This window comes from Enterobacter sp. BNK-8 (assembly GCF_048685095.1).
GTDB lineage: Bacteria > Pseudomonadota > Gammaproteobacteria > Enterobacterales > Enterobacteriaceae > Enterobacter > Enterobacter quasiroggenkampii.
Genome location: NZ_JBLQTN010000001.1, coordinates 201,256 through 213,738 on the forward strand (window position 1 = coordinate 201,256; position 12,483 = coordinate 213,738).

The window sequence follows — 12,483 nt, forward strand, 5'->3', positions numbered from 1 at the left end:
ACGCATACTCAGTGTGAACCAATGGCGTCTATATAAAAAATATATACATCTAAATTTTCTATTATTAATTTTTCTATATTTTTTGTGCTTATTTATTTTCGGACGTAATGTTTTGTGACTGTTGTAGTCATTTTAACGCTCCTGTTAGCCATAAGATAAAGGACTATTTATGAAAGGAGACGGTATTGATGACATGGGAGTTTAAAGTTTCGACAGGGGTATTGAGTCATAATGGTGTCTTTGTCGCTAACTGCTACAGCGGTGCGGGTGAATCGAAAGATAAGCCAGAGTGTGAAAGTCAACGAAACAGAGGCCCCATTCCAAGAGGTATTTATTTTATTGCCGGGTGGAATAATCATAAAAGTGCTGAGGCCATTATTCTTGAACCTATAGCGGGGACTAATACCTTTGGTAGAGATCATTTTCAAATTCACGGTGATAAAAAAGGCCAGCCGCCAGGTTCTGCATCAGCAGGTTGCATCATTATGAACGGTCAGGACAAACGTCATATGATTTATGATTCGGGTGATACAATACTGGTGGTGCGATAATGAAGTATATTATTGCGCTATTTTTCTTGTGTTTACCGATGGGTTTATTTGCCAAAAACCACACTCCTGAACAGATCTTGCAGATGATAAACGGCAAAGGCGCCATGTCTGTTGTAGCGGAACTGGATTCAAATGATACGGGTGAGTCGGAATGGTGGAATCATGTCATACCAGAGATAAGTAAAGGAACTCAGGTATGGTTAGCCGTGGCGAGTGCCCTTGAACCCGGAGTGGACGCCAGTACGGCTGAAGATTTAAAGGCGGCGCTTTCTGAAGCCATCCCACATAACCCTGAAGGTGTCTTAGCAATCTTAAAAGACGATAAACCGTTACTCACTGTTGAACAAATTTGCGCGTTTGCGAATTTCCCCGAAACGGAGGCAGAAAGTAACAAGCTTTTTGTGGATTCAATCAGGGAGATGTTCAAAATAAAAAGCCCGCCGGGTAAAAGATGTCTCGCCGTTATGATCTCAACTGTTGAACACTCTGTTCCATTCGATAAGGATATGTAAATGGCCATTGCGGGATATATGTCATTAACTGACGATGCGGGTAATAGCATAAAAGGCAGCGTGAAAGTTAAAGACCGTGAAAACCAGATTGAGGTTTTAGGGCTCTATCATAACGTAAGCTATAATTCTGACCTGCATAATGGCAGAGCATTGAGCAAACGCCAGCATCGTCCCTTTCTGATTGAGAAGGAAATTGATGCCTCCAGCGTTTTTCTCTATAAAGCACTCAGCACGGGCGGTACGTTCAGGAAAGCGACTATCGACCTGTACAGAATCAATGATGCCGGTCAGGAAGAAATCTATTTCACGATAACGCTGGAAGCGGTGAAGGTCGTCACGGTGTTTTCATTAATGCATGACGTGAAAGAGACTTACCATGAAAAACAGGGTCATCTTGAGCTTGTTTTGCTTCGTTATGAAAAGATTACCTGGCATTACCGTGACGGTAACGTTATACACACGGATGACTGGGATTATCGGTTAGGGGCATAGAAAACGGCTGATAAGATTCTTTCATATCACCCGCCACAGCACCCACCCGCCAAACCCCATCAGCACCACCCCCGCCGTGCGCTCTATCAACCACAGCGCACGGCTGAGCTTCTGTTGCACCGACGATAGCCCCATCAGCGACACCAGAGCCAGATCCCACGCCAGCACCACCGTCACCATCCAGACGCCGCACGTTGCCTGCTGAAGCAGCGTCACGTCCGGCCCCAGCAATGCTGTCATCAGCGCCAGATAAAACAGCGCATTCTTCGGGTTAAGCAGCGCCGAGCCGAGCCCCAGCAGGATCTGCTTGCGCAGAGAAGGGCAGCGCTGATGGGTTTCATTCAGCCTCATCGCCTGCGGTTGGCTGCGCACCAGATGCGAGCCGATCCACAGCAGGTACAGTGCGCCGGATAACTCGATGAGCGTAAACAGCCACGCAAACTGGCGCAGCGCACTCCAGCCGATAATCACCAGTAAGATATACAGCCCGTTGCCCGCAGCGATGCCGACGCACAATCCAGCGCTGCCGCGCAGTCGGTAGCGCGCCGCGTAGCCCACCAGCAGGAAGAAGTCAGGCCCTGGGCTTAACAGGGCGACAAAATGCGCCAGCGCCAGGGCGAGAAAAGCAGAAGGGAAGAACAGTTCCATAGCAACCTCGGTTAACAATCTGAGGTCAGGCTACGGTGATGCCAACGTTATTTATTGTCAGATATTGATCGGCCCGTCGCGTACTGGCGCGGCGTGGCGGCGGTATAGCTGACGAAGGTCTTATGAAAATGGCTCTGGTCGGCAAACCCGCTCTGGTAGCCAACGTCGGCGATGTCGTCCCCGGCACGTAGCCGCGCTTTGGCGAACTCCACGCGGGAGATGTTCAGGAAGCTGCCCGGCGTCAGGCCGGTATCCTGCCGGAAGGTGCGGATCAGCGTCTCCTTGCGCAGCGAGAATCGTTGGGCAAGTTCGTCAAGCGAAGGCGGTGCGGCCAGGTCGGCAAGAAACGCCTGCCGCACGTGCTGACTGGTTGAGCGAAGCGCATCTGCGTTTTCCACGCAGCGGGGCAGGGCTGAAAGCAGCGTATCCACGGATACAGGCGACATCATCTCAACAATATCAAGGTAGCGCTTAAACAGCGTAGGGTCGCGAATCACCTGGAGCGCCAGAGGAATATCGGTGTCGATATAGAGCATATGGTAGCTGCGCGGTTGCCCGGCGACGGGGTTGCAGCTGTGCGGCGCAGAGGCCGGGATCACAATGAGGTCCCCGGGGTTAAGGATGTATTCTTTGTCATGACAAATGCAGCAGGTCTGGCCTTCCATAATCGCGCCGATAGAGAGCTGAGGGTGACAGTGGCGTTTGTACGCCTGCGTGCTCTGCCACGTGCTGCGCAGCTCAAGGCCTGAGGCGCGGTGAAAAGTCTGCCGGATGTGTCGGGTATCGGTCATAAGCACTCCTTCTGGACGTTTTTTATACCACGTCAGCGAACCGTCTGGCAGCGCTTCATTAAGAACCTTCCGGATATACCCAACTTTACGTCCACGGCCAGTCATGTTGACTACCCTTAATACCCTAAGCGGTAAAACAAGGAGATTCGACATGGCTTATCAGACAGTAAATCCTGCCACTAACCAGCTCATCAAAGCATACCCCTCACATACCGACGCGGATATCGAAGCGGCACTGAAGGCGGCCGATGCGCTTTACCATTCGGACTGGGCGAAAGGCGACATCAATCAGCGCCTGCCGGTGCTGCATAAGCTTGCCGACCTGATCGACGAGCGCACCGAGGATCTGGCGAAAATCGCCAGCCAGGAGATGGGCAAGCTCATCGAACAGAGCCGTGGCGAGGTGAAGCTGTGCGCGCAGATCGCCCGCTATTATGCCGACAACGCGAAGCAGTTCCTGGCTCCGGTGAAGTATCAATCCGAACTCGGGGAAGCGTGGGTGGAGCATCATCCCATCGGCGTGCTGATGGCCGTTGAGCCGTGGAACTTCCCGTATTACCAGCTGATGCGCGTCCTGGCACCAAACCTGGCGGCGGGCAACCCGGTGATCGCCAAGCATGCCAGCATCGTGCCGCACTGCGCCGAGACCTTTGCCCACCTGGTGCGCGAGGCGGGGGCGCCGGAAGGGGCATGGACTAACCTGTTTATTTCGTCCGAGCAGGTGGCAAACATCATTGCCGACGATCGCGTGCAGGGTGCCGCATTAACCGGCTCCGAAAAAGCCGGTAGCGTGGTGGCCGCACAGGCGGCGAAGCACATTAAGAAATCCACGCTGGAGCTGGGCGGTAACGACGTCTTCGTGGTGCTGGACGACGCGGATCTGGAGAAAGCGGTGAAGATCGGGGTGAATGCGCGGCTCAACAACGCCGGGCAGGTCTGTACCGCGGCGAAGCGCTTTATCCTGCATGAAAAGATCGCCGACGCCTTCATGAGCAAATTCACCGAGGCATTTAAGCAGGTGAAGATTGGCGATCCGCTGGACGAAAGCACTACGCTGGGGCCGCTGTCGTCGAAAGATGCGCTTGAAACGTTGACCAAACAGGTTAACGAGGCGGTGAAAAACGGCGCGACGCTGCACTATGGCGGCAAGCCGGTGCAGCGCGACGGGAGCTTTTTTGAACCGACGATCCTGACGAACATCTCGCGCGACAACCCGGCGTACTTTGAAGAGTTCTTCGGCCCGGTAGCACAGATGTACGTGGTGAAAAACGACGACGAGGCAGTCGCGCTGGCGAACGACTCCCACTACGGCCTGGGCGGGGCGGTATTCAGCCAGGATATCGAGCGAGCGAAGAAAATGGCGTCGCGGATCGAGACCGGGATGGTGTACATCAACTGGCTTACCGATACCGCGCCAGAACTGCCGTTCGGCGGCGTGAAGCGCTCCGGTTACGGACGCGAGCTGTCGGATCTGGGGATCAAAGAGTTTGTGAACCAGAAGCTGGTGGTGGTGCGTCAGTAAGAGATCATAAAAAACCTGCCAGCCGGCAGGTTTTTTTAAGGTGATTATTGCACTTCGATCTTGTCCCAGCCGCTTTTAAACATGCAGCTGTCAACCAGCGTATCCCGGCGATATTCATTCGCATCTTCAACCGTGTAGCTCGTGGAAATATCCTTTTTCTTTTTTGATTTGTCCGTTTTTTCCGAGCTCGAACCGGTCACCACGTTATCCGGGGGAAGATCGATCAGTGCCTGCGCTTCGCATTCCGTGAGCTTTTTATTCATTTCCGCGTCGCTGACGCCCGGTTTCACCCATTTGTACTGGACGCAGCCGGTGAGCATCAGCGTGAGGCTCAGAACGCAAAGCGCGGTCATGCGGTGTTTCATCAGAAGGTGACTCCACCGCCTACATATGCGCCGTCAATCAGCGTGTGGTTCGGACGACCGTCTTTACCATCAACGCTCACGTGGCGGTAGCCCACTTTCAGGGTCACCGGCGCGATCGGCGTCCAGCTTACGCCACCGTTGGCTTCCACGTAGTTTTTCACGCTGTTGTTCAGCCCTTCTGGCGCCACGTAGCCTTCACCGTACACGTGGATGCTGTCGGTCAGGGCAACGTTTACGCCGCCGCCGATCGGGAACGCCACGCCGTTATCGCCTTTTTTCGGGCCGATGTAGATGGCTTTCGCGCCTGCATTCAGCATTACCGGGCCCACTTCCAGGTTATAGCCTGCGCCCACGCCCCCGGTCTGGGTACCGTCATCGGTGTTTTTAAGCCAGTTGCTTTCGGCATACAGGCCGGATGAGGATTTCCCCATTTCGAGGTTGAGGTTGGTAAAGTTTTTACCCTGCTCAATGCTGCCACCCATTGCCAGAGCGGAACCCGAGAGGGCAGTCAGAGCAGAAAGAAGAAGGATATTCAGTTTTTTCATATTTTATGCCTCGTCATTAAATTCATCTGGAGGCACCTTAACAAGCGATGTTTATGACTGCAAATGTGATGAAGATCGCTGTTTTATGCTGGAATTGTTAACTTTTTTATTTGAAATGTTGCATCGATGTTTGATTGTCGAGGTGTCAACGCGTGATGTTCGGACGTTTAGGCACCGTTTAATTTTTTGACTAAACATAAACTGAACGAGGAAGGGATAGTGATTAGAGGCGAATTAATTGAGTTTCTAATAATTTCCAAAAGTATTTCAGATGACACACAATACAACATAACATTACATTTCCGGGCAATGAATATACGTTCACTCGCCCATGCCGGTTGCCTTTCCATGTCATTTTTCTGACACGTTTATTCTTTACGTTGTTGGCTTCACTTACTGGATGCTAACAATATGAAAAGAAAAATTATTCCTGTGCTTATCGGTTGTGCGCTCTCTTTCTCTGGCCTGGCGGCACAGCCTACCGCTGAGCGCTATGTCGTCAGCTTCCCTGAGGGCTCCCATGTGAAATACAGCGGCGCGTTTGCCGATGCGTTTCCGAACGGGCTCCCGGTGGGGATTGGCTCTGGGCTGCTATTTACGGGCAAGCAGGGCGATGCCCTGACGTTTGCGACCGTGACCGATCGCGGTCCCAACGCCGATGCGCCAAAAATGGGTAAAAACGAAGCCAAAATATTTGTCACGCCAGATTTCGCGCCGCTGCTGATGACCATCCGCGTCCAGAACGGCAAAGCGGAGGCGGTTGATGCCCGCCCGCTGCATGACGATAAAGGTGAGATTAACGGTCTGCCGCTGCAAAGCGGCGTGATTGGTTCCACCAATGAAGTGGCGTTCAGCGATACCTTAAAGACGCTCAAGGGTGACAACCGCGGACTGGATACGGAAGGCATCACGCCGGACGGCAAAGGCGGCTACTGGCTGTGCGACGAGTACGGCCCGTTCCTGATTAACGTCGACAGCAAAGGCAAAATCCTTGCGATCCACGGGCCGCAGGCCGCGGAAGGGGAAAAATCCATCGCGGGCGGTCTGCCAAACATCATCAAATGGCGCCAGCCCAACCGGGGCTTTGAAGGCCTAACCCGGATGCCGGACGGACGGATTATCGCCGCGGTGCAGAGCACGCTGGACATCGACGGTAAGAGCAAAAAGCAGGCGCTGTTCACCCGTCTGGTGAGCTTTGACCCGGCGACCGGCAAAACCGCGATGTACGGTTACCCTATCGACAGCGCGGCCTACGACAAAAACAGCGACGCCAAAATCGGCGACATCGTGGCGCTCGATAATCAGCACATCCTGCTGATTGAGCAGGGAAGCGATAAAAACGACGGAATGCGTAACCTGATTTACAAGGTGGATCTCAGCAAGGCGAGCGATCTTTCCGCCTTTGACAAGCCGGGCGAGTACCCGGAATTTGATGATGAGAAAACCCTGGCGCAGCGCGGCATTACGCTTGCGTCAAAAACGCAGGTGGTCGATCTCCGCGCGCTGGGCTGGCAGCAGGAGAAGGCTGAAGGACTGGCGCTGATCGACAGCAAAACGCTTGCGGTGGCGAACGATAACGATTTTGGCGTGAAGGTCGCGATGCAAAACCCGGTCGAGGGTAAGAAGCTCAAGGATTACCGGGTAAACGCGGAAGGCAAGCTGACGCTGGATGATAAACCGGTGGAAACCACGCTCAGCGTGAAGCCGCTGAAGAAGCCGGAGTCCGACAGCGAGTTGTGGATTGTGACGCTGCCGGAGGCGGTGAAATAAGTTTACCGCTCACCCCTCTCCCCACAGGGGAGAGGGAATTGTTCGGAGCGCATAGTTAAGCGGGGAGGCTATTTCTTCAGACCTGCAAACGCCGCCCGAATCTCCTCTTCTGGCAGCTGTATACCAATAAACACCATCACGCTGTGCGGCGGTTCATCGCCCCACGGTCGGTCCCAGTCGGCGCTGTACAGGCGCTGCACGCCCTGGAACAGCAGGCGGTTGGGCTCGCCGTCAATCCACAGCATCCCTTTGTAGCGCAGCAGCTTGTCGGCAAACGACAGCAGCAGGTTCTCCATTACGCGGGAGACTTCGCTGATATCCACCGGATAATCCAGCTCCACCACAATCGACGCCACGTCGTTTTGCTTGTCTCCCATAAAGTGGAAGCGCGGTTTCGCGGTGACATTCTCCTCCAGCATAAAGCCGTTGGTATTGAACAGCTGGGACAGGTCGATATCGCCGTGCGTCACCGTGTAAATCGGTGCGCGGGAGTTGATGCGCGTCAGGCGCTCGCGAAGCTTAACGCTTTCGCCCGCCACGTCGGTTTTGGTCAGCAGGATGCGGTCGGCGTAGCCCACCTGAGACTGGGCGATGGTGAACTGGTTCATCTGCTCGTCCGCGTGGACCGCATCGACCAGGGCAATGACGCCGTCCAGCAGGTAGCGCTGACAAAGGATCTCATGGGAGAAAAAGGTCTGAATAATCGGGCCAGGGTCGGCCATGCCGGTGCACTCGATCACCAGACGGTCAAAGTCGATTTCACCGCGATCGCGGCTGTCGAGCAGGTCCAGCAGGGCGTCTTCCAGCTCGTTAGAGCGGGTGCAGCAGATGCAGCCGTTGGTCAGGGTTTTGATCTGCGTGGCGCGATCGCCAATCAGCTGGTCGTCTACGGAGACTTCGCCAAATTCGTTTTCGATGACGGCGATTTTGAAGCCGTGCTGCTCGTTCAGAATGTGGCGCAGCAGGGTGGTTTTACCGGCGCCGAGAAAACCGGTCAGCAGGGTAACGGCAATCGGGGTCATGGTCTCTCCTTTAGCAGCAGCGGACGCCGCCTTCTCCACTTCCGCCGTAGCGCGCTTCCTGACGCTCGCGGAAGAATTCGGTGTAGGTCATGTATGGCTTATCCGGATGGTTGGTCTTCATATGCTCAACGTAGTTGTCATAGTCCGGAATGCCAATCAGCATTTTCGCCGCCTGACCGAGGTATTTTTTTGCTTCGCCTAAGTTACCAAACATAACGTGTCCTGATAAGAAAAAGCCCGGTGGCGCGCAGCGATCCGGGCCTACAGTACCGTTGTAGGGCGGGTCAGCGCAGCGCCACCCGCCATTGTTTTAGTGGTGTGAAGAGGTCTTCACGCCGCCTTCCGGCACCGGCACGTACGGGGTTTCTTTATCCGTACGGCCTTCAGCGTTACGCACTTTCAACCAGGTTTTGATGCCGTAGAAGATAATGCTGTACACCACCACCAGGAACAGAATGCTCAGACCCGCGTTGGTGTAGTTGTTCACCACGATATGGTTCATGTTGGCAATCTGCTGGGCAGTCAGGTCTGCGCCGCCTGCAGCAATCTTCTCTTTGTACTGGTTAGCCATGAAGAAGAAGCCTTCCAGCTGCGGGTTGGCGCTGAACAGCTTCAGGCCAAGCGCCCAGGTGGTGCAGAGCAGCAGCCACAGCGCAGGCACCACGGTGACCCAGATGTATTTGGTGCGCTTCATCTTCACCAGGACCACGGTGCCGAGCACCAGCGCCACGGCAGCCAGCATCTGGTTAGAGATACCGAACAGTGGCCACAGGCTCTTCACGCCGCCAAGCGGGTCGACAACGCCCTGATACAGCAGGTAGCCCCAGAGGCCGACGCAGCCCGCCGTACCCAGAATGCCCGCCACCAGAGAGTCGGTTTTCTTCAGGAACGGCACGAAGTTACCGAGCAGGTCCTGCAGCATGAAGCGGCCCGCACGGGTACCGGCGTCCAGCGCGGTCAGGATGAACAGCGCTTCGAACAGAATACCGAAGTGGTACCAGAAGCCCATGTCCGCCCACGGCAGCACTTTGTGGAACACGTGTGCGATACCGACAGCCAGCGTCGGTGCGCCACCTGCGCGGTTCAGCACGGACGGTTCGCCGATGTCCTTCGCGGTCTGCATGATCTGCTCAGGCGAAATCACGAAGCCCCAGGAGCTGACGGCCGCCGCCGCGTGTGCGCTGGCGTCTTTCAACTGCGCCATAATCAGCGCCGCGTTGTCGCCGCCCATCTCATGCAGGTTAGGCATAGTAATGCCGAGACCCGCCGGTGGGGTGTTCATCGCAAAGTACAGACCCGGTTCGATGATGGACGCGGCAACCAGCGCCATGATCGCCACGAAGGACTCCATCAGCATCGCGCCGTAGCCGATCAGACGTGCGTCTTTCTCGTTCGCCAGCAGCTTAGGCGTGGTACCGGAGGAGATCAGGGCGTGGAAGCCGGAGACCGCACCGCAGGCAATGGTGATGAACAGGAACGGGAACAGGGCGCCTTTCCACAGTGGACCGGTACCGTCGATGTACTGCGTTACCGCAGGCATTTTCAGATCCGGGTTGATCAGCAGGATGCCGATCGCCAGACCAACGATAACGCCGATTTTAAGGAAGGTGGCCAGGTAGTCACGCGGGGCCAGAATCAGCCAGACCGGCAGCAGCGCGGAGATAAACGCATAGCCAATCAGCGCGAAGGTGATGGTGGTGTCCTTGAAGGTCAGCGCCGGGCCCCAGTACGGGTCGTGCGCAATCACGCCGCCGAAGTAGATGGAGGCGACCAGCAGCACGATACCAATCACCGACACTTCGCCCACGCGTCCCGGACGCAGGAATCGCATGTAGATCCCCATGAACAGCGCAATCGGTACGGTAGAGCAGACGGTGAAGACACCCCACGGGCTTTCGGCCAGCGCTTTCACCACGATCAGGGCCAGCACCGCAAGGATGATGATCATGATCAGGAAGCAGCCGAACAGGGCGATAGTCCCCGGCACGCGGCCCATCTCCTCTTTGACCATCTCACCCAGAGAGGCGCCGTTACGGCGAGAAGAGATAAACAGCACCATAAAGTCCTGCACCGCACCCGCCAGCACCACGCCCGCCAGCAGCCAGAGCGTACCCGGCAGGTAGCCCATCTGCGCGGCCAGTACCGGGCCGACCAGCGGGCCCGCACCGGCGATAGCGGCAAAGTGGTGACCAAACAGCACGTAGCGGTTGGTTGGCACGTAGTTCAGGCCGTCATTGTTAATGACCGCCGGGGTGGCACGCGTCGGGTCGAGCTTCATGACCTTCTGCGCGATGTATAAGCTGTAGTAGCGATAAGCCACAAGATAGACGGAAACCGACGCGACCACGATCCACAGGGCGCTTACGTGTTCGCCCCGGCGTAATGCGACAACCGCCAGACAAAAAGCGCCGAGGATCCCGAGTAAGGCCCAGGGCACGTGCTTCAGTAGTTTTTTAGTATCCATAGTAAGACCTGGTTTTTTATGTAAAGAAAAAAGGGTCAGGGTTCGTTGTGAGGAGGTATTGATTAATGCTGGAGCGATCGTGCCAGATCAACGCGCGCGTAAAGGACGGTAAATGAATGAGTGGTTGAAAGTGACAGGTGAGCGGTCAAAGGGGGCGACGAGCGGTTCCGGCTCGCCGCCAGGGGGCGAAATTATGTGATTGAGATCACTTGATTATTCGGGGTACGCTCCACGGCCAGATAGCTTTCCAGCGTCCTGATGAGCTTCTCCTTCAGCCAGCTCGGTTCCAGTATCTGAATATGAGGCAGCCAGTAGAACAGCAGCGGCAGGATCTGGTTCTCGTGGGCCGCCTGGCAGCGCAGCGTGACGCCGCCCTGTTGCTCCTCCAGCAGCTCCTGTTCCGGCAGAAGATCGCGGCGCAGGAAGTAATGTGAAATATTATCTTTAATGAATATTTTCACCGCGAAAGTATCTTCGGAAACCCAGGGATCAAGGCTTTTTTCCAGCAGATCAAGGACATTTTCTTCGGGAGTGAAGGTCGTTTTCTGAATATCAAACCAGCTAATCTGGCTCAATGAGAAGGATTTCAGTCGGCTATTTTCGGTGGCTTGTAAATACCATATATTTTTTTTGTTAATGAGTTTATAGGGATTAATCAGGCGGGTTTTGCCCTTATAAACGATCTGGCAAACATTATGGTTTTTAATCGATTTCTCGACTTTCGTTAAATGACGGCGAATATCGCGTTCTAATGTGTGTTCCGCTTCATTACCAAGAATAAGAATATGGTTTTCGTCTACGCGCGTCTCAAGCTTTTGCCAGAATTCCGTATTTCTTTCAGGGAAAAAGCTGTCGGCATTCAGAAAGTTAGCCAGAGTGTGGTGCAATCCTTGTCCGCCGGGCGATTGTGCAGAATGAATCAGACGATATAGCCCGTTACCGGTATGTTCAACAATGGGAGAGAGTGCATTTAAATCCCGATAGACGGTGCGCTCGGTAATTTTAAATTTCTCCATTAGCGCACTGCGGTTTACCACACCGTTTAAATGTAGCTCAAGGAGAATATCGACCAGACGTTCAGCCGAGCGGCTCCGCGTCGTTTTAGCCATAAGGTCATCCTGTATATATAGGCATGCGCTGAATGATGCGGGTGCACTGACACAACCTGTCAGTATTCAGGCACAGAAAATTTCTCTTATGGGTATATAACGGCGTGATTTAGCGGAAACCTTAGGAGTTTTTGTAGAAAGCGGCGCTGGCCGGAAAAAAGGGCCAGCGCGAGGGAGATCACACGGCGGCTTCCGTCTCCAGCATGACCGGGTGGAAACGGCGCCTGAAGTAGATCAGGCCATGGCCCGCATCACTCAGGATGATGTTTTTAATTTCAACAAGATAAACCAGATGCGTGCCGATGGTTTGTACCTGGCTTATTTCACCTTCAAGGCTGGCCAGCGCGCCCTTGAGTACCGGCTGCGCCAGCGGGCCTTTCTGCCAGCAGGAGAGGGCAAAGCGATCCTCCATCGTCATACCGGTCATCCCGGCGAAATGGCGAGCCATGATCTCCTGCTCGTGGTTCAGCACGTTCACGCACAGCCTGCCGTTGCCCTGGAATACCGGGTTCATGGCGCTGTTGGCGTTGATGCATACCATCACCGACGGCGGGGTGTCCGTGACCGAGCAGACGGCGGTGGCGGTGATGCCGCAGCGGCCCGCCTCACCCTCGGTGGTGACAACATTGACCGCGGCCGACAGGCTGGCCATCGCGTCGCGAAAACGCAGGCGTTGTTCTGATTGCATGAAA

At 54.8% G+C, this 12,483-nt stretch carries 14 protein-coding genes; 5 read left to right on the forward strand and 9 right to left on the reverse strand.

Annotation, left to right across the window (positions count from 1 at the left end):
* Window positions 1-188 precede the first annotated feature (188 nt).
* From ACMGGU_RS01000 to ACMGGU_RS01010, 3 genes are read left to right on the forward strand one after another with little or no spacing between them, the layout of a single operon-like run.
* Window positions 189-551, forward strand: a complete 363-nt coding sequence (locus ACMGGU_RS01000) for a tlde1 domain-containing protein (RefSeq protein WP_420300182.1) — start codon at window positions 189-191, stop codon at window positions 549-551.
* The gene (locus ACMGGU_RS01005; protein WP_420300183.1) at window positions 551-1,063 is read left to right on the forward strand and encodes a hypothetical protein; all 513 of its coding nucleotides are present in this window, start codon (window positions 551-553) and stop codon (window positions 1,061-1,063) included. The genes ACMGGU_RS01000 and ACMGGU_RS01005 overlap by 1 nt, the downstream gene beginning before the upstream one ends.
* The gene (locus tag ACMGGU_RS01010; protein WP_420300184.1) at window positions 1,064-1,555 is read left to right on the forward strand and encodes an Hcp family type VI secretion system effector; all 492 of its coding nucleotides are present in this window, start codon (window positions 1,064-1,066) and stop codon (window positions 1,553-1,555) included.
* A gap of 21 nt (window positions 1,556-1,576) precedes the next feature.
* Here the strand turns inward: ACMGGU_RS01010 and ACMGGU_RS01015 are convergent, their stop codons facing one another.
* On the reverse strand, window positions 1,577-2,203 hold the full coding sequence (locus ACMGGU_RS01015; RefSeq protein ID WP_420300185.1) for a LysE family translocator: 627 nt from the start codon (window positions 2,201-2,203) through the stop codon (window positions 1,577-1,579).
* A gap of 47 nt (window positions 2,204-2,250) precedes the next feature.
* Window positions 2,251-2,994, reverse strand: a complete 744-nt coding sequence (locus ACMGGU_RS01020) for an AraC family transcriptional regulator (RefSeq protein WP_420300186.1) — start codon at window positions 2,992-2,994, stop codon at window positions 2,251-2,253.
* A 151-nt stretch (window positions 2,995-3,145) separates the two neighbouring features.
* Here ACMGGU_RS01020 and ACMGGU_RS01025 point away from each other — a divergent pair, with 151 nt between their 5' ends.
* Window positions 3,146-4,516 carry an NAD-dependent succinate-semialdehyde dehydrogenase gene (locus ACMGGU_RS01025; protein ID WP_420300187.1) on the forward strand — a complete coding sequence of 457 codons (1,371 nt, stop codon included), beginning with the start codon at window positions 3,146-3,148 and terminating at the stop codon, window positions 4,514-4,516.
* A gap of 44 nt (window positions 4,517-4,560) precedes the next feature.
* On the opposite strand, the gene ACMGGU_RS01030 is transcribed toward ACMGGU_RS01025, so the two are convergent.
* Window positions 4,561-4,881: a hypothetical protein gene (locus tag ACMGGU_RS01030; RefSeq protein ID WP_008501314.1), complete on the reverse strand. Its 321-nt coding sequence runs from the start codon at window positions 4,879-4,881 to the stop codon at window positions 4,561-4,563.
* Complete coding sequence (locus ACMGGU_RS01035) at window positions 4,881-5,426, reverse strand: YfaZ family outer membrane protein (RefSeq protein WP_047746519.1); 546 nt, start codon at window positions 5,424-5,426, stop codon at window positions 4,881-4,883. Before ACMGGU_RS01035 ends, ACMGGU_RS01030 begins: the two co-directional genes overlap by 1 nt.
* Window positions 5,427-5,837: 411 nt before the next feature.
* Here ACMGGU_RS01035 and ACMGGU_RS01040 point away from each other — a divergent pair, with 411 nt between their 5' ends.
* Window positions 5,838-7,196 carry an esterase-like activity of phytase family protein gene (locus ACMGGU_RS01040; protein WP_126534241.1) on the forward strand — a complete coding sequence of 453 codons (1,359 nt, stop codon included), beginning with the start codon at window positions 5,838-5,840 and terminating at the stop codon, window positions 7,194-7,196.
* Window positions 7,197-7,264: 68 nt separating this feature from the next.
* On the opposite strand, the gene yjiA is transcribed toward ACMGGU_RS01040, so the two are convergent.
* The 5 genes from yjiA to ACMGGU_RS01065 form a co-directional block, all read right to left on the reverse strand.
* Entirely contained in the window at window positions 7,265-8,218 is a 954-nt protein-coding gene (gene yjiA / locus ACMGGU_RS01045; protein WP_063622614.1) for a GTPase, read from the reverse strand.
* Window positions 8,219-8,228: 10 nt separating this feature from the next.
* Window positions 8,229-8,432 (reverse strand): YbdD/YjiX family protein, encoded by a 204-nt coding sequence (locus tag ACMGGU_RS01050; protein ID WP_003856610.1) that lies wholly within the window; start codon window positions 8,430-8,432, stop codon window positions 8,229-8,231.
* Between the two features lie 96 nt (window positions 8,433-8,528).
* Entirely contained in the window at window positions 8,529-10,682 is a 2,154-nt protein-coding gene (locus ACMGGU_RS01055) for a carbon starvation CstA family protein (protein WP_420300188.1), read from the reverse strand.
* A gap of 191 nt (window positions 10,683-10,873) precedes the next feature.
* Entirely contained in the window at window positions 10,874-11,791 is a 918-nt protein-coding gene (locus ACMGGU_RS01060; protein WP_420300189.1) for a helix-turn-helix transcriptional regulator, read from the reverse strand.
* Window positions 11,792-11,969: 178 nt separating this feature from the next.
* Window positions 11,970-12,479, reverse strand: a complete 510-nt coding sequence (locus ACMGGU_RS01065; protein WP_045907710.1) for a 4-hydroxyphenylacetate 3-monooxygenase reductase subunit — start codon at window positions 12,477-12,479, stop codon at window positions 11,970-11,972.
* Window positions 12,480-12,483 lie beyond the last annotated feature (4 nt).